Below are 17,678 nucleotides of genomic sequence, written 5' to 3'. Positions count from 1 at the left end.
AAAATGGGAACTTTATTTCGAGAATAGTTATTTATTTAGGTAGAAGTATTGGAAGAAATGCTGCAAAATACTTTGGATAAACTTAACAACCTTCAACAAACAAAAATGGAATCTAAAAAACTGTTGTATATCGGCGTTATCATTGTAGTGATGGTCATTTTTCTTAAAATTTTAACTCCTCTCTTTTACCTCGGCTTACTTTGTATTGTAGCCTATGGTATTTATGTTGCTTTTAATCGTGGCAAAGAGATGATCAAAGAAAAAAGAAATACCCGAAATATCAAGGTGAAGTAAGATTGCAGAATTGTATGTGTGATATGGTTATTTGCTTACCATAATGCTATCCCACAATTACTTACTACAAGGGCCATTTATCCATCTTATTAGACCTGCTTTATCTGCTATGCACTTATTAGGATAGGTTTTACCGTCACAGCCACAAACAGGGCGGTACTCTTTGGTGCAAGGGCGGGTCTTGTCAATCTTCGACTCGTCAATACATTCTTTGGTATTGGCTTCATCCTCCTTTTTTTGTCCACATTCCCCTTCTATCCATGACAATAGACCCGATTTTTCAGCCATACAAGTATTAGAGTAGGTTTTGTTGTCGCATCCACAAACAGGGCGGTATTCTTTGGTACAAGGGGCGTTTTTTTCGATATTAGATTCGTCAATACAGTCGCTTGTTTTGAGACTGCCACATTCGCCCGATGTCCAAGAAGTTACGCCGTTTTTGTCTGCTACACATGCATTGGAATAAGTCTTTTGGTCACAGCCACAAACAGGTGTATAGTCCATTGTACACAAACCATTTTTATCTATTTTTGATTTGTCAATGCAGTCTTTGGCTGTATCTATTGTTTCTTCAGTCTTGACTTTATTAGAAGCTTCTGCTTCTCGTTTGGCATTGCAGCTCTCGGATGCGTTGAGTATCCATATACTAAGACAAGTGATTAGAAGGGATAAGATTTTCATATGATATCAAGGTTTTGGATTAAAAAAATGAAAATAGGGTTGCATTTATTACTCTACAAATTTAGGTAAATTATGGGGTGAATAAAAGTACCTAATATGTGTCTTTAGAAATTTCGAGATGTACGTTTTTTTCTTTAATATTACATCCTTCCTTTCAATTTTTAGCAATCGTACCTTACGGTTAGAAAAATTTAGAATAGCAACTATACTACTACAGTTATGATTATCACACACATACAAACGACTTGTAATGATTCAGATGTTGGCACAAAAGACATTTACATTGAAATTTCTCGTATTAGAGATGGCAGTAAAATCTATAACAGTCGAACAGGTTATCTTGGACATCACCAGCAACAAGGGGCTTATTCTTGGACGGAACGACTGCCTAAAAGCGTGAAGAATGAGGATGCGTATTTATTGCTTTGTCTGAACAAACAAAACCTTTACCGTCGTTCCATAAAATATACTACCTTCTGCCCTCATGATTTTGAAGTGGAAAAACCAAACAGGCTAAACTTTGAAGTAGATGTGTATGATATACTTATGGAGGTAAGTTGGGAGTAGGGCGATTTGGGCTACTAAAAAAAAAATCCCCAAACTGTTTTTGAAAAATAGTTTGGGGATATACTCATCAAAGGAGTGGGCCCACTAGGGCTCGAACCTAGGACCCTCTGATTATGAGTCAGATGCTACTAACCAACTGAGCTATGGGCCCAACTGTGAAGCACGAGTTTAGGATAAACTCAATTTCCTAACAGTTGTAAGAACTACCACAAAGATAATTTCTTGCTGGTAATACTACAATGTTTAGGCAAAGAAAGTTCAAAAAAAGCGTAATATTCGCAGTTAAAATGAAAAAACCGATGTGGCAACGCTTCAAAAATTCTCTATTCTACATTCGTTGGTCGAGTTGGGAGTATTATCCCGCTTATCTCACTAATATTCCAGTAGTCTTTTTTTGGCTGTTTTTTTCTATTAAGGCAAGATCACTGTTTTTTTTCAGTGCCGCTAATCCTGCCATAGAAACAGGCGGTGTTTTGGGGGAATCTAAAATCAAAATCATTCGTCAAATTCCTGAGAAATATAGACCTATTACTGTTTTTGTTCCTCAAAAAACGCCTTTCGCCGATGTGCTGCAATGGTTGACCACTGCACAGTTGGAGTTTCCGTTGATTGCCAAACCCGATGTGGGGGAGCGTGGTTTGTTGGTTGAAAAATTGGTTTCCAATGAAGACTTGCAGCAGTACCACCACAAGAATCAATTGGATTTTTTGATTCAAGAGTTTGTGGACTATCCTATTGAAGCTGCTATTTTACACTATCGTTACCCACATCAATCGCAAGGTGTGGTGAGTTCTATTTGTCTCAAGGAGTTTTTAACGATTGAAGGAGATGGGCAAAGTACGGTATTGGAGTTGATGAAAAAAAAACCTCGTGCAAAACTGCAAATTGAGAGATTGTCACCTAGTTTAGCTGAAAAGGGGCTGCTTAATTCCATTCCTTTGAAAGGAGAAAAGGTAGAGTTGAGCGCAATTGGAAATCACTGCAAAGGTGCAATGTTTTTAAACGGCAATAATTTGATAGACGATGAGTTGCGAAAGGTGTTCGATCAGATTAGTTTACAATTGAAGGGTATAAGTTTTTGTCGCTACGATTTGAAGTGCCAAAATATGATTGATTTGAAGAAAGGTAAAAATTTTAAAATTCTTGAGATCAATGGTGTTGCGGCTGAACCTGCTCATATTTATGATCCCAATTATTCGGTGGTGCAAGCTTATAAAGATTTGTATAAGCAATGGAAAGTAATCTATGAAATTAGTTATTACCAACATCGAAATGGAGTGGAATATATGACCTTTGGCGAGGCAAAGAAAGCGGTGAAAAAGTACTTGGCATATATGAAAGAAGCTGAAAAATAAAAAAAGTGGATGCGCTATTAAAAACACATCCACTTTCTTTTGTCTTTTATCTAAAGTCTTTCGACTGTTTATTGAGGTGTCAAAGTCAAGATATTGGTAAGAGACGAAATCACTGCACCTGTACTTAGGTTGATGTCTTCTACTTTGTATTCAATGACCATATGTCCATTGGTCTCGTTTTTTGTTCCTAAACCTGTGCCACTATATCTTACTCTGTATTGAACGCCATCCAATATATAATCTTTGGTGTAGCTGTTTAATATCTCAAAGGTATTTGCTTTTTGGTCAATCGGTCTGACTTTTGCCAAAAAAGAAAAACGCTCGGCAGAAGGAATAGAATAGTCTTCGAAATTGTTGATGAAAAACTGCTCAATATTGCTTGGGTCAGTGGTAACAGTTATACTCTGAGTGAAATCTGTGAAAATATCTCCGTTGGTATAATTTACTTTACCTGTGTAAGCGCCAAGAATTTGTTTCGGATTTCAATATCGCAGTTATTCCCTTGATACCCAATATTACATATACAATAGGCTTCCCTGTTACATTATCTATCTCACAAGTTGAATTATCAGGACATTGAACTGTCAAACATGGATCAACTATTTCCTCACAGGTTGGTCCAGTAAATCCTTCATCGCAATTGCAGGAAGCCACGCCCTGAGAATCAACTATACAGTTCCCATTGACACACGTTAAGTCCAAACATGGATCAACTATTTCCTCACAGGTTGGTCCAGTAAATCCTTCATCGCAATTGCAGGAAGCCACGCCTTGAGAATCAACTACACAGTTCCCATTGACACACGTTAAGTCCAAACATGGATCAACTATTTCCTCACAGGTTGGTCCAGTAAATCCTTCATCGCAATTGCAGGAAGCCACGCCCTGAGAATCAACTATACAGTTCCCATTGACACACGTTAAGTCCAAACATGGATCAACTATTTCCTCACAGGTTGGTCCAGTAAATCCTTCGTTGCAATTGCAGGAAGCCATGCCCTGAGAATCAACTACACAGTTCCCATTGACACACGTTAAGTCCAAACATGGATCAACTATTTCCTCACAGGTTGGCCCAGTAAATCCTTCGTTGCAATTGCAAACAGCTTCACCTGCTGCGTTTACGGCACAATTGCCGTTTATACATATTGCATCTTCGCAGGGATTTGTATCTTTTTTGCAGGCATTGAAGAACAGCATACTGCCAATTAGGAATGTTAAAATAGCTGAAATTTGAAATTGTTTTGATGTCGTTGCCATATTTCAAAGAGTAATTGGTTAGCAATGAGCAAATTTACCATTTTAACAAAATATATGCTATTATTTACTGACTTTTTGAACATTAACACCCACAAAAAAGTGGATGCGTTATTGAAAACACATCCACTTTCTTTTGTCTTTTATCTAAAGTCTTTCGACTGTTTTTTATCTAAAGTCTTTCGACTGTTTATTGAGGTGTCAAAGTCAAGATATTGGTAAGAGACGAAATCACTACATTTGTAGATGGATTAATGTCCTCTACTTTGTATTCAATGACCATATGTCCATTGGCCTCGTTTCTTGTTCCTAAACCTGTGCCACTATATCTTACTCTGTATTGAACGCCATCCAATATATAATCTTTGGTGTAGCTGTTTAATATCTCAAAGGTATTTGCTTTTTGGTCAATCGGTCTAACTTTTGACAAGAAAGAAAAACGCTCGGCTGAAGGAATAGAGTAGTCTTCAAAATTGTTGATGAAAAACTGCTCAATATTGCTTGGGTCTGCGGTGACGGTGACGCTTTGCGCAAAATCGGTGAAAATATCTCCATCTGTATAAGTTACTTTCCCTGTGTAAGTACCTAAGAATTTACTTCTGATTTCAACATCACAATTATCCCCTTCATAGCCTAAGTCACACTCACAGTAAGCCTCTCCTGTGACACTGTCTATCAAACAAGTAGCGTTGGACGGACATTGAACGGCAGAACAAGGGTCATCTACTGTTTCGCAAGTAGGACCACTGAATCCAGGGTTACAATTACAGAAAGGATCGCCTGTTGCGCTAACTAGACAATCACCATTGATACAATTAACTGTTTCACATGGGTCTGTACCCGTAGTTGTATCACAAGCATTGAAGAACATTGCCAAACATGCTACAAGTAGTAGCGAAGAAAATATCTGAAAACGTTTGAAGATTGTTGACATATTTTAAAAGGTTTATTGGTTAATGATTATTATTTTTAATTTGATAGAAAAATATTGTTTCTACTTTGGTTAGACTTTTGTGCTATTGAATGGGTTTAACAACATCATCTATATTTTGTCATTTAAACGTCAATGCTAATTAAAGCTTTTTTTTAGTACAAAAGTTTAAAACCAGCATCAAAATCTACTCTAAACAGCAGCCAATCGTCTAATTTTGACAACTGACCGCTAATTTCAATTGGGCTTGCCACGTACTCCAATATCTTATCATTTATGTTCTCGCCGTTGCTTCCCACCAAAAGACAATAATCCGTATTTCCTTCGGTATCTTTGATTCTCAATACAGGTGGAATACCTCCCGAAATGCAGCGAATGGCACAAGAACGGTGTATTTTTCCCTCACCAGGTTTCATCACACCAAAATAACACTTTGGATCAATAATTTCACCTTTCAATGTGGTTGTACCATATTTTTCTTCTTGCGAAATAAAGATGTTTGCTACTGTTTTTACATCCAACAATGCCTCCTTTCCTTCAGTCAACTCCAACAAAGTTTTACCATCTCCATAAATCAACGTTCCTTTTAGTCGGACAAGTTTCCCCTGCAAATCGCCATTTTCTTGCTCCATCTTCCTGATATCACCTTTAGCTCCTCGCTTTCCAAAAGCCACCAACAATATATTTTGATAATGGGTTTTTCCATCAGAAGTTTTGCTTGCCTCTAATTTTAACATTGGAACTGGATCTTTAACCAAAATTCCTTCAATTTCAGTCGTTTTACCAAACTCAAAACGGGCAGTAGAAAAATTATTTTGACTGTTAACCAATAAAAACGCCGATAAAGGTACGACAATGAGCAAAAAACCAATAAACAAACTCATAGCTTTTGTATAAGAATGAGGAGATTTGGGCTGCCAACCTATGTAGAAATCATCTTGCATTTTCATTTAATCACTATTATATCCCTAATATTCTCTTATTTATTGCTTCATCCGCTCCCGTGCCTGCAAAGTCATCAAAGGCTCTTTCTGTCACACGAATGATGTGGTCTGCAATAAAAATGGCTCCTTCTGTTGCTCCATCTTCGGGATGTTTCAAACAACATTCCCATTCCATTACAGCCCATCCGTCAAAATCATATTGGGTTAGTTTGCTAAATATGCCTACAAAATCAACCTGTCCGTCACCTAAGGAACGAAAACGTCCTGGGCGATTGATCCAACTTTCGTATCCTCCATATACGCCTGCTCTTCCAGAAGGATTAAATTCAGCATCTTTGACATGAAACATCTTGATGCGTTCATGGTATATATCTATAAATGCCAAATAATCCAGTTGCTGCAATACAAAATGGCTCGGATCGTATAGAATATTGGCACGAGGATGGTTGTTGGTGACTTCTAAAAATCGCTCAAATGTGATGCCATCGTGCAGATCTTCACCCGGATGCAACTCATAACAGAGATCTACTCCAACTTCGTCAAAAGTATTGAGGATAGGTGTCCAGCGATTCGCCAATTCTTTGAAGCCTGTTTCTACCAAACCTGCGGGACGTTGAGGCCAAGGATATATAGTATGCCAAAGCAATGAACCCGAAAAGGTTACATGAGCATATAGTCCTAAATTTTGACTTGCTTTTGCTGCCCATAGGAGTTGTTGCTTTGCCCATTCAGTCCGAGCCTTTGGATTATTTCGCACAGAAGGGTCTGCAAAACCATCGAACATTTCATTGTAAGCAGGATGAACAGCTATTAACTGTCCTTGAAGATGAGTAGATAATTCGGTGATTTCCAATCCATGCTCTGCCACTTTACCTTTTAACTCATCGCAGTAAGTTTTGCTTTCAGCTGCCAATTGTAGGTCAATCAGGTGTTTTTCCCAAGTGGGAATTTGAATACCTTTAAAACCCAAGTCCGATGCCCACCGACACATTCCTTCCAATGTATCAAATGGTGATTTATCACCTACAAATTGTGCTAAAAAAATGGCAGGACCCTTGATTGTTTTCATACCTAAGGAGTTATCTTTTATATATATTTGAAGTTAATCTCTTTGACTCGTAAATATATGCAATTTGTCCTGTCAAATGGTAGTATAAAGGGAGGAAATATTAGTTTGGAGAGATTTATTTTATACTTATAGTTCAAATTTATAGCCTATTCCTTTGATAGTTTTGATGTATTCATTGCCGATTTTTTCACGAAGTTTTCTGATATGTACATCAATAGTTCGGTCATTGACAATTACATCTGTTCCCCATACACTCGTTAGAATTTTTTCACGAGTGAAAACTTTGCCTGGTTTAGAAGCAAGCAAATAAATCAACTTAAATTCTTTGCGGGGCAGTTCTATTATCTCATCTCCTTTTTTGATAGTGAATGTATCTCGATTAATTTCTATGTCATTGACAACAATGACATCTTCTGTGTCTTGCTTGGAATAACGGCGTAAGAGTGACTTTACTTTGCTGATAAACAATCTCGGTTTTACAGGTTTGGTAATGTAATCATCTGCTCCGATTTCTAAACCCATCACTTGAGTAAACTCTTCGCTACGAGCTGTTAAAAAAGTAATCAATGTATGTTGAAGTTCTGGCAATGCCCGTAATTCCTTACAAGCTTGCAGTCCGTCCATTTCAGGCATCATAATATCCAAAACAACTAAATGCGGAATTTCTTTTTGTGCAATCTTAATGGCCTCAACGCCATCAGGTGCAATAAATACTTGGAATCCTTCTTTTTTGAGATTATAGCGCATAAATTCCAATACATCCGCTTCATCATCAACAATCAATATCTTTACTTTTTTGGGGTTCATAAGGTTGTTTGTATTAATGATGAATGAGTGGAGCTCATTTTTTTTCAAAATCCACTCATTCTATCATTCAAAATGGATTTGTTGATTACATCATTTCAGCTTCGACCGATATGATTTCTGGAATCATGCGTTTCATCAGACCTTCAATGCCCGCCTTGAGTGTTACCGTAGAAGAAGGGCAGCCACTACAAGAACCCTGCATTCCCAAGTAAACGATGCCTTCATTGTAAGACCGAAATACAATACTGCCGCCGTCCATTTCTACCGCAGGTTGCACATACGTTTTAATCAATTCTTTGATTTTTACTTCTATTTCAGAATCGTCCACACTCACTTCATTTGGGTCGCCACCTGGTTTGTCCGCTAGTTTTTGTCGAAGTACATTTTCATCAATTATATGACCCTCCTCTTCTACATATTGACGGATATATTCTCGAATATCGGGAACCACCTCAAACCATTCAGTAGTAGGTGTTTTCGTAACCGTTACAAAGTTGTTCATAATAAAAACACCTTTGACATACGGAAATTCATCAAACAAGCCAATTGCCAAATCAGAAGCTCCCTCTGCATCCTCACGAGTAGGAAAATCAGCACTATTTTGAGCATACAACATCTTATTCAACACGAATTTCATGGTTTCTGGATTCGGTGTTGCTTCGGTGTAAATGCTTACCACTCTTTTTGAACCTATCATTACTATGTATTTTTTTGTATCAGATAAACAACATTGCTTAAACAACCAATGATTGCTTTTGGTTTGCAAAGGTATGGAAAATCAATATTTGCCTTTCAATAAGTTTCCTTCAAATCGACACTATCCGTAACAATGTGAACGAATTTACCTTCAACGATTTGTCCTGCAATGCGTGCGTTATAACCACTATCCCCCAGCAAAGAAAAAGCCTCATCCGCAGAAGTTTGTGGCAAGACAATCAACATCCCATTACCCATATTCCAATACAAATAAGCTTTGTTCGTATCGACATCACCCAATTTTTGAAGCCTTTGCATTACCAAATGAGGAGGAAACAAATTATCTAATTCTGCGCCTACTCCTGCTTTTTTCAATACCCTTTGAAAATTATCCGCAATGCCTCCACCAGTAATATGAGCAATTCCATTTAATTGGAAACCCGCATTGAGTAAACTCATAATAGCAGGTGAAAAAACCAAAGAAGGAGTTAGCAGTTTTTCGCCCCAAGTTGTTTGCTCGTCATAAGATTGAACATGCCACAAATCACCATAGGTCTGTTGCATAATTCTACGAATCAGCGAAAAACCATTGCTGCGAAAGCCTCGACTTTGCAAGCTAATCACCGCATCACCCACTTCAATATTTTGGCCATCAATTGGTTTCTGCAAACTTTCATGCAAAACTCCAACAGCAGTCGAACACCAATTAAAGTGCATCCCCTCACCATATCCACTTATGCGATTGCCCAGTTCTGCAATCTCACCCCCTGAGATGGCTACTCCTGCAAAATTACACGCATCGTGTAGACCTTTCATAAGCGCATCAATTGTGTCATAATCGAGTAAATCCACATCAATGATATTAGAAATATTGGTAGGTTCAAAGCCACCTGCTACCAAGTCATCGGCCACCATTGCCAATAAATCGTAGCCAAGTGTATCGTATATACGGCTGCGTTCTGCTAATTCTATTTTTGTGCCAATGCCATCAGAAGCAATCCCAATCCTCATTTTACCAAATTGTAGCATATTCGCAAAACCACCTTCAATGTCTAAAGCCAAATCTCCAGCCTTTCCTTTTCTATTCTCAAAAGTCTTTTTTGACCAGTTGTAAGCATTTTTAGAACACTCATTTCCCAAATTTATGTCTAAGCCACTCTGTTTTTGGTTCATTTGTTGAATTGTTGATATTGTTGAATCATGTTTGTGTTGCGAAGTTCTAGTTTTTTTGAGAATTATTGGATATTGAAGCAAGAGAAGCACAATTATTGGCTATAATTTTCATTTTCACTGTTATTTCGATTTTCATTGGCAAAAAATCTATTATCTTTGCACGAATTTTTTTTGCAAATCGCTGAAAAAATTCACAATGATGTACAAGTTAATAAAAGAAGGACTCACCTTCGATGATGTTTTACTACTTCCTGATCACTCCCATGTTCTCCCCAAAGATGTCCAACTTTCTACGTGGCTTACTCCAAAAATTCGTCTGAACATACCTATTATTAGTGCAGGTATGGACACTGTCACCGAGGCACGAATGGCGGTAGCAATGGCACGACAAGGAGGTATTGGTATTATACACAAAAATATGTCTATTGAGTCGCAAACAGAGCAGATAGATATGGTCAAACGCTCCCAGAATGTGGTTATCAATGATCCATTCTTTCTGTCGCCAAGTCATAAAGTATTTGAGGCTGATGATTTGATGGCCAAATACAAAATTTCAGGCGTACCTATCACCGATGAAAATGGTATATTGGTAGGCATTATCACCAATCGAGACATCCGCTTCGAAACTGACCACAACAAAAGTATTCAAGAAGCAATGACGAGCAAGCATCTCATTACTGCACCTGCAGGGACTACTTTAGAAGAAGCAAAGGGTATTTTGATGCGGCATAAAATTGAGAAATTGCCGATTGTAGATAAAAATGGGAAGCTCAAAGGCTTGATTACCATTAAGGATATCGAAAAAGCAATTCAGTATCCTCATGCTGCAAAAGATGTTTATGGGCGTTTGCTCGTTGGTGCAGCAGTAGGAGTAGGAAAAAATACCTTACACCACGTTGCCAAATTAGCAGAATCACAGGCAGATGTAATTGTGATAGATACGGCACATGGACATTCAGAAGGAGTACTACAAACAGTGAGGGAGGTAAAAGATACTTTTCCAGACTTACAAGTGATTGCAGGGAATGTGGCTACGGCAAGCGGTACAGTTGCGCTTATTGAAGCTGGGGCTGATGCAGTGAAAGTAGGCATTGGACCTGGTTCCATCTGCACAACGAGAATAGTGGCAGGTGTAGGTGTTCCACAAATTACGGCTATATATGATTGTGCTGAAGCGGCTAAACCTTATGGTATACCTGTCATTGCAGATGGAGGTATCAAATATTCTGGTGATTTGGTGAAAGCGATTGCAGCGGGTGCAGCAACGTGTATGATGGGAAGTATTTTTGCAGGTTGTGAGGAAAGCCCCGGTGCTACGGAACTATATCAAGGACGTAAATATAAGGTTTACAGAGGTATGGGTTCTATTGGAGCAATGCAAAAAGGGAGTAAAGACAGGTATTTTCAAGAAGGAGCTAAAAAGTTAGTACCTGAAGGTATTGAAGGCAGGGTAGCATATAAAGGGAAATTGGAAGATACTGTATTTCAATTAATTGGTGGTTTGCAGCAAGGAATGGGATATTGTGGTACGGCTACTATTGAAAACTTGCGAGAAGATGCTCGATTTATTAGAATTACCAGTGCAGGTTTGCGGGAGAGCCACCCACATGATGTTCAGATTACGAAAGAAGCTCCAAATTATAGCGTTTCGGCTTAACAAAGTACAAAAATAAAACCGTCCTCGAAATGATTGTTTGAGGACGGTTTCTAAAATTGGAGGTTTTAATTCTTCTTAGTTTAAATGGGGAGAAATCAAAACAAATTTAGTTATTTGATTTTTCCTTCAATATTCCTACTGACCTGAAACAGTCTGATTATCAGATTTATTGAGCCAATGTACAATTCTTTTCAACTGTTCCCACTGGTCACCTGAAAAATAATAGTAAGGATAAGATTCTTTTGTTTTTCTATCATAGAAATAATATCGATAAGCAAAATAAGAATCGTCTTCTACTTTTTTTGTGTCAAGATTTAAGGTTTTTTTGTTTCCAAAAAAAGCTTCTCTTCGAAGGATGTAGCGATATTCATTTTTGTCTGGATACAACTCATCAATCTTTCCTACTGCAACTAGTTTATAACCGTATTTATATTTTTTAAAAACAGGCTCTAATTTTTCATTGTAAGCTTCCAAATTTTCATTGGTTTCTTCTATGAAATCATCTCTATCGTCTTCAAAAAACTCATCAATGTCAGTTAGAGTATTACTAGGGTCTTGATATTTAAACCGCTCAACCAAGATAGTAGATGTCTGGACATCAGTGGGGATCCATTTTTTTTGAGCAAAAGCAAGTGAACTAGTGACTATTAAGCAAAGTGTGCACACAATGATTTTTCGTGCCATAGCATTAGAATCGTTTAAAACAGAAAATAAGGTTTTGAAAAAAAATACTTCTAAATAAAGCATAAGTGGGTAAAAAGGTTTCTACAATGAGTGATGAAGAAAAATAATCTCACACTTTATTTAGCCTTCCCCTTTGTTTCAAAAATAGCCAATTGATTGTAAAATTAACTTTTCTTTGTTACTTAAGTAGAGAAAAGGTATCATAATATTCATTTGGTTTTAGTACTATCAGTATGGTTTGATAATGCAACTAAATCATGGTTTAATGCACTTTGATAAAACGCATAAACTATGACAATAGTATGTTTAACCTTTTTTCAAGGGGGCTAAAATTTCTGTGCGAAATTTTGACTGTAAACCAATGTTTTAATAATTGATTCAACATAAATTTATAAAGAATGCTTGTTTATCTTGAGCTATAATAGTATCTTTGCGCTCAATTTTTAAGAAAAAGATTTTTCTCACAGCAAAAAATAGAATGCGGTGAATACACTGAGTTATAAAACAGTTTCAACCCGAAAAGAGGACGTAACACGAGAGTGGTATATAGTAGATGCAGAAGATATGATTGTTGGTCGTTTGGCTACTCGTATTGCTACTATTTTACGTGGTAAACACAAACCCTCTTATACTCCTCATATTGATGATGGTGATTATGTGATTATTGTGAATGCGGATAAAATTCGATTTACAGGTAATAAGATGAACGCCAAAGAGTACATTAGACATAGCGGCTATCCTGGTGGACAAAGAAGACGCACCGCCAAAGAAATGTTGCAACACAAACCTACTGATGTAATGGAAAAAGCGGTCAGAGGTATGTTGCCGAAAAATCGTCTTGGTCGTCAAATGATTAAGAAATTATTCATTTATACAGATGCCGAACATCCACACCAAGCACAGCAACCAAAAGAAATGACTTTTTAAACATTAAATCAAGCAATTTGAAATGGTCAAGATATTTTATTTAACCCATTTCAAAATGTAAATAATCAATATTTTATGAGCCAGATAAATGCAGTAGGTCGAAGAAAATCGTCTGTTTCACGTGCTTTTTTATCACATGGTACAGGTAAGGTTATTATCAACGGCAAAGACTATAAAGAATACATTACTGTTCCTCACTTATCGGATTTAATCGTAGTGCCTTTTAAATTGACAAATACAGAAGGTAAATTCGATTTCAAAATCACGGTTCGTGGTGGTGGTGTAAAAGGGCAAGCAGAAGCGATTGCTTTAAGTATTTCTCGTGCCTTAGTTAAAGAAAATGCTGATTGTAAACCAGCACTGAAAGCAGAAGATATGATGACCAGAGATGCGCGCATAGTTGAGCGTAAAAAACCAGGTCTTCGAAAAGCACGTAAAAGAGCACAATTTAGTAAACGATAAAATCCAAGATATACTATGCAAGGTATTCCTAATGAACAAATGTTGGATGCGGGTGTCCACTTCGGACATTTGAAAAAGAAGTGGAATCCCAAAATGCTTCCTTACATCTTTATGGAACGCAAGGGTATTCACATTATTGACCTGAACAAGACCAACGAAGCTTTAATAGCAACGGGTAAAGCAGTGAAATCTATTGCTCGCTCAGGTAGAAAAATATTGTTTGTTGCCACTAAAAAACAGGCAAAAGACATCGTAGCAGAAGCTGCTCGAAGTGTTGAAATGCCTTTTGTGACTGAAAGATGGCTAGGAGGTATGCTTACCAACTTTGCCACTATCAAGAAGTCCATCAAAAAAATGCAAGGCATTGAACGTACACTTACTGAGAATGCTGAGGCATTGACTAAGAAAGAACGCTTAATGTTGGGCAGACAAAAAGATAAGTTGGAGCGTGTATTGGGTGGTATTGCGAATTTGAATCGTGTTCCAAGTGCACTTTTTATTGTTGATATTAGCCACGAACACATCGCTTTAGCAGAAGCACATAAGCTGAACTTGAGTACTTTCGCCATGGTTGATACCAACTCTGATCCAACAACTGTTGACTTCGCTATTCCTGCCAACGATGATGCTTCTAAGTCTGTGAATGTTATCATTTCCTATATCGTAGAAAAAATTAGAGAAGGATTATTGGAGCGTGATAGAGAACAAGATTCTGTAACTTCATCTGGTGGAGATGCTAGTGAGCAAGACTCAGCAAGAAGAAGAAGAACAAGAGGACGCAGAAAAAAGAAAGACTAAATCATGTAGTCTTTTACAATAGAAAATAATATTTATCAATATAAAATCGAAACAAACCATGAGTGGTGTTAAGATCTCTGCATCAGATGTCAATAAATTGAGACAACAGACTGGTGCTGGTATGATGGATTGTAAGAAAGCCCTAGTAGAGGCAGGAGGTGACTTTGATGTAGCTATTGAGGTTCTTCGTAAACAAGGACAAAAAGTAGCTGCAAAAAGATCTGACCGTCAAGCTACGGAAGGTGTTGCCATCGCTAAAGTTTCAGATGATGGAACATCAGGAATTACTTTGGTATTAAGTTGTGAAACTGATTTTGTAGCAAAAAATGACGACTTCGTTAGTTTTGCAAACAAAATTGCTGATATAGCATTGGCGAATACACCTTCAAATACTGAAGAATTGCTAAGTTTATCTCTCAATAATTTAACTATTGCAGAAAACCTTACTGACCAAATAGGTAAAATAGGGGAGAAAATTGAAGTTTCTAACTATGAAAAACTATCAGCGGATTTGGTAGTGCCTTACATCCATGCAGGTAACAAAATTGGTGTATTAGTAGGGTTGAATCAAACTGGCAATGAGGATATCATTGGAGCAGCTAAAGATGTGGCAATGCAAGTAGCAGCGATGAAGCCCATTGCAGTAGATGAAAGTGATGTAGACGAGGAAACCAAAGCAAAAGAACTCGAAATTGGTAGAGAACAGGCTCGTGCAGAAGGAAAACCAGATAAAATATTGGATAGAATTGCTCAAGGAAAACTCCAAAAATTCTATCAAGACAATACTTTGGTTCACCAAAAATTCGTGAAGGACAATAGCAAAACTGTTGGCGAATACCTTCAATCAGTTTCTAAAGGTTTGAAAGTTACTGGCTTCAAAAGACTAGCAATCGGATAATCGAATCTGATAGATGATAAAAAAGCGCATTTTCGTAATTCGGAAATGCGCTTTTTTATTTAACTTGCTTGCCAAATCTGGCTTCTAATTTAGCTTCAAAATTATTTGGTACCATTTTTTTTATGAAACTACTCGAAAAGTATCCTATTTCCATTCTCCTCTTATGCTCTTTCGCAGTCACATTCCTGCTTTGGGGCGATATTATTTGGAATGCTAATGACTATCTTTTTGCGCCCTATGGAGATGGGATCAAAAATTATTATGGCCCAGCTTATTATGTTAAATATGGTGGGAGGTGGAATTTCAATGGAATGGGATATCCATTCGGTAGTTATTTGATGTATGTTGATGCAATGCCTTCGATAGCAATGCCCTTACATTGGATCAATGAGTCTATTGTCAATATTGAAGGTTATACCATTGGTATTGTCAATTGGTGTATGATTTTCTCTATTATACCTTGTATTTTATTTTTATTCCTCATTTTGCGTCATTACCGACTTCCTGTATGGTATGCCATGATAACGGCGTTATTAATTGCACACCTATCTCCTCAGTTTCATCGTTTTTTAGGGCATTATGCACTTGCTATTTTGACAGTTATACCGCTTTCCTGGTATATTTTGTTGCGGCAAGAAAATTCAAAACACCCTTACCGATGGGCAGTATTGCAGATAATCGCACTATTGTTTTTTGCATTCATACATGCTTATTATCTACTCATTGATGCAGTATTTATACTGGCCTATGCTCTTGTTTATTTTCTCCAAAAATATTTTAGAAAACAACTCCAACTTTCTCACTTCGTTTCTTTAATACTCAGTGCTATTGTACCCATTGTAGTCTTCAAAGTTTTCCAAATAGTCACTGACCCAACAACTGATTTACATACATCCCCGTTTGGTTTCTTTTTCTATCATGCCGAACCCCGAAGTATCTTATTTTCTACAGATCCTCCTTTGGGGGAATTTTGGAAATTGTTTTACAAAAACCATCCTCCTAAATTTGAAGGATATGTCTATATAGGATTCATCAGTGTTTTGGCCGTTCTATTCACACTTATCAAGGGCTTCAAATATGTGGTAAAAAGACAATGGGCGAAAATGCTCCGCCCTGTTTTGCCCGCCAATTTGTCCACTGCTATTTGGGCTTCGGTGATTGTGCTACTCTACTCAATGTGTATTCCATTTGAGCAAGGATTTGCTTTTTTATTGGACTATCTGCCCCAACTTCGACAATTTCGTTCATTAGGAAGGTTTGCATGGGTGTTCTATTATGTTTTTACAGTGTATACTGCTTTTTATTTCTTTTTGATTTTCAGGCGAATGAGCATCAAGGGAGTTAAAACGATTGCCGCAACAATGCTTTTTTTAGCGTTTGGGATATGGGCAATGGAAGGATATTATTTGATTAAAAGTAAACAAAAATATACAAGAGAAACCAATGTAGAAAACCATGATTTTTATGGCAAAACAATCAACTACAAAGATATTTTGATAGAAAAAGGTCATCAGGTAAGTGACTTTCAGGCAATGATGGTTTTTCCTTACTTCAATATTGGTTCTGAAAAACTGTATGTAAGCGAAAGAGGCGCAGGTGGATTGTACTTTGGCTGCAAAGTGTCCTACCAAACAGGCTTACCCATGAACAGTATTTTTGTGGGAAGGTATTCTATTCTTCAATCATTGAAGATGGGGCAGTTGATGAGCAATCCTCTTATTGAAAAACAAATTTTGAAGGAATATCCAAATGATAAGCCCTTATTGCTTGTCACTCATGGCAAAAATTTTATGCCTGACGAACAGCGATTGCTTCAAAAGGCGAAACTCATTTACCAAAATGATAATGAAACATTGTATGAATTGCCGCTAAGTGCATTTGATAATGAACTATCAAATGCCAAGCAAATATTTGAAACGCAAAAAGATAGTCTTTTTCACTTCAATACACCTCAAGAATATTGGAGTACAGATAGTGTGAACAATGTTGTAATTCAAGGTTTTGAGGACGGTAATTTCTCAGGCGCATTGTTTGGCGACAAAGCCATACATGAAACCAAAGGAGAATTGATGCTTTTTGAAGGAAAACTTCCAAATGCCAAAGAAGGGCAGCAATACATTGCCTCAGTTTGGGTAAAATCGGATGATAAATACGCCGCATTTCCAGATTTTAGTTACAAACAATTCAATCTTGACAATGCAGAAGTAGATCAAGTATATTTTGACCCCAAAGAAAGATTGGATATTTACAAAGATTGGGTGCGTGCTGACCATGTATTTACCCTTCAAAATGCGGATAATCCTATTAGAATTGTTTTGATTGCAGAAGATATTGTGGCGGACGAATTATTGATTAGACCTTTATCTACAAATGTTTATTATCCATTAAGTCAAAGCAATCGTTTTATGCTCAACGGTTATGTCATAGATTGAATGTTTCTTTTCATTGTGGCATAATACTTGCAAATTCTTGTTATCT

General features: G+C 37.2%; 19 protein-coding genes and 1 tRNA gene. 9 read left to right on the top strand and 11 right to left on the bottom strand.

The window, feature by feature from the left end:
- The first annotated feature begins 105 nt into the window (after positions 1-105).
- A complete protein-coding gene (locus R3E32_17815; protein ID MEZ4886593.1) occupies positions 106-294 on the top strand; it encodes a hypothetical protein in 189 nt (62 codons plus the stop codon).
- Between the two features lie 57 nt (positions 295-351).
- Here R3E32_17815 and R3E32_17810 read toward each other — a convergent pair whose 3' ends face one another.
- Complete coding sequence (locus R3E32_17810) at positions 352-975, bottom strand: Kazal-type serine protease inhibitor domain-containing protein (protein MEZ4886592.1); 624 nt, start codon at positions 973-975, stop codon at positions 352-354.
- A 219-nt stretch (positions 976-1,194) separates the two neighbouring features.
- Between R3E32_17810 and R3E32_17805 the strand changes: the two genes are divergently transcribed.
- Positions 1,195-1,542 (top strand): hypothetical protein, encoded by a 348-nt coding sequence (locus tag R3E32_17805; GenBank protein ID MEZ4886591.1) that lies wholly within the window; start codon positions 1,195-1,197, stop codon positions 1,540-1,542.
- Positions 1,543-1,618: 76 nt separating this feature from the next.
- Here R3E32_17805 and R3E32_17800 read toward each other — a convergent pair.
- Positions 1,619-1,693, bottom strand: a tRNA-Ile gene (locus R3E32_17800).
- A gap of 136 nt (positions 1,694-1,829) precedes the next feature.
- On the opposite strand from R3E32_17800, the gene R3E32_17795 reads away from it, so the two are divergent.
- Positions 1,830-2,897, top strand: a complete 1,068-nt coding sequence (locus tag R3E32_17795) for a hypothetical protein (protein MEZ4886590.1) — start codon at positions 1,830-1,832, stop codon at positions 2,895-2,897.
- 68 nt (positions 2,898-2,965) lie between these two features.
- On the opposite strand, the gene R3E32_17790 is transcribed toward R3E32_17795, so the two are convergent.
- The 8 genes from R3E32_17790 to R3E32_17755 form a co-directional block, all read right to left on the bottom strand.
- Positions 2,966-3,205: a hypothetical protein gene (locus R3E32_17790; protein ID MEZ4886589.1), complete on the bottom strand. Its 240-nt coding sequence runs from the start codon at positions 3,203-3,205 to the stop codon at positions 2,966-2,968.
- A 139-nt stretch (positions 3,206-3,344) separates the two neighbouring features.
- The gene (locus R3E32_17785) at positions 3,345-4,157 is read right to left on the bottom strand and encodes a hypothetical protein (protein ID MEZ4886588.1); all 813 of its coding nucleotides are present in this window, start codon (positions 4,155-4,157) and stop codon (positions 3,345-3,347) included.
- Between the two features lie 187 nt (positions 4,158-4,344).
- A complete protein-coding gene (locus R3E32_17780) occupies positions 4,345-5,088 on the bottom strand; it encodes a hypothetical protein (GenBank protein MEZ4886587.1) in 744 nt (247 codons plus the stop codon).
- A 152-nt stretch (positions 5,089-5,240) separates the two neighbouring features.
- Entirely contained in the window at positions 5,241-6,035 is a 795-nt protein-coding gene (locus R3E32_17775; protein ID MEZ4886586.1) for a hypothetical protein, read from the bottom strand.
- Between the two features lie 10 nt (positions 6,036-6,045).
- Positions 6,046-7,098 (bottom strand): sugar phosphate isomerase/epimerase, encoded by a 1,053-nt coding sequence (locus tag R3E32_17770; GenBank protein ID MEZ4886585.1) that lies wholly within the window; start codon positions 7,096-7,098, stop codon positions 6,046-6,048.
- Positions 7,099-7,224: 126 nt separating this feature from the next.
- Complete coding sequence (locus R3E32_17765) at positions 7,225-7,905, bottom strand: response regulator transcription factor (GenBank protein MEZ4886584.1); 681 nt, start codon at positions 7,903-7,905, stop codon at positions 7,225-7,227.
- An 85-nt stretch (positions 7,906-7,990) separates the two neighbouring features.
- Positions 7,991-8,602 carry a NifU family protein gene (locus R3E32_17760; GenBank protein MEZ4886583.1) on the bottom strand — a complete coding sequence of 204 codons (612 nt, stop codon included), beginning with the start codon at positions 8,600-8,602 and terminating at the stop codon, positions 7,991-7,993.
- Between the two features lie 95 nt (positions 8,603-8,697).
- The gene (locus tag R3E32_17755) at positions 8,698-9,774 is read right to left on the bottom strand and encodes an AIR synthase-related protein (GenBank protein MEZ4886582.1); all 1,077 of its coding nucleotides are present in this window, start codon (positions 9,772-9,774) and stop codon (positions 8,698-8,700) included.
- A gap of 199 nt (positions 9,775-9,973) precedes the next feature.
- On the opposite strand from R3E32_17755, the gene guaB reads away from it, so the two are divergent.
- Positions 9,974-11,431 carry an IMP dehydrogenase gene (guaB, locus tag R3E32_17750; protein ID MEZ4886581.1) on the top strand — a complete coding sequence of 486 codons (1,458 nt, stop codon included), beginning with the start codon at positions 9,974-9,976 and terminating at the stop codon, positions 11,429-11,431.
- A gap of 135 nt (positions 11,432-11,566) precedes the next feature.
- Here the strand turns inward: guaB and R3E32_17745 are convergent, their stop codons facing one another.
- The gene (locus R3E32_17745; protein MEZ4886580.1) at positions 11,567-12,178 is read right to left on the bottom strand and encodes a hypothetical protein; all 612 of its coding nucleotides are present in this window, start codon (positions 12,176-12,178) and stop codon (positions 11,567-11,569) included.
- Between the two features lie 420 nt (positions 12,179-12,598).
- Between R3E32_17745 and rplM the strand changes: the two genes are divergently transcribed.
- The 5 genes from rplM to R3E32_17720 all read left to right on the top strand — a co-directional run bounded on the left by rplM (position 12,599) and on the right by R3E32_17720 (position 17,632).
- Complete coding sequence (rplM, locus tag R3E32_17740; GenBank protein MEZ4886579.1) at positions 12,599-13,042, top strand: 50S ribosomal protein L13; 444 nt, start codon at positions 12,599-12,601, stop codon at positions 13,040-13,042.
- 75 nt (positions 13,043-13,117) lie between these two features.
- Positions 13,118-13,504: a 30S ribosomal protein S9 gene (gene rpsI / locus R3E32_17735; protein ID MEZ4886578.1), complete on the top strand. Its 387-nt coding sequence runs from the start codon at positions 13,118-13,120 to the stop codon at positions 13,502-13,504.
- Positions 13,505-13,519: 15 nt separating this feature from the next.
- Positions 13,520-14,302, top strand: a complete 783-nt coding sequence (rpsB, locus tag R3E32_17730) for a 30S ribosomal protein S2 (GenBank protein ID MEZ4886577.1) — start codon at positions 13,520-13,522, stop codon at positions 14,300-14,302.
- A 58-nt stretch (positions 14,303-14,360) separates the two neighbouring features.
- Positions 14,361-15,200, top strand: a complete 840-nt coding sequence (gene tsf / locus R3E32_17725; GenBank protein MEZ4886576.1) for a translation elongation factor Ts — start codon at positions 14,361-14,363, stop codon at positions 15,198-15,200.
- 122 nt (positions 15,201-15,322) lie between these two features.
- Positions 15,323-17,632: a hypothetical protein gene (locus R3E32_17720; GenBank protein ID MEZ4886575.1), complete on the top strand. Its 2,310-nt coding sequence runs from the start codon at positions 15,323-15,325 to the stop codon at positions 17,630-17,632.
- The last annotated feature ends 46 nt before the right edge of the window (positions 17,633-17,678 follow it).

Source organism: Chitinophagales bacterium, assembly GCA_041392475.1.
Taxonomy (GTDB): domain Bacteria; phylum Bacteroidota; class Bacteroidia; order Chitinophagales; family UBA2359; genus JAUHXA01.
Note: the sequence above shows the minus strand (reverse complement) of the source record. Positions and strands in the feature narration are given on the sequence as shown.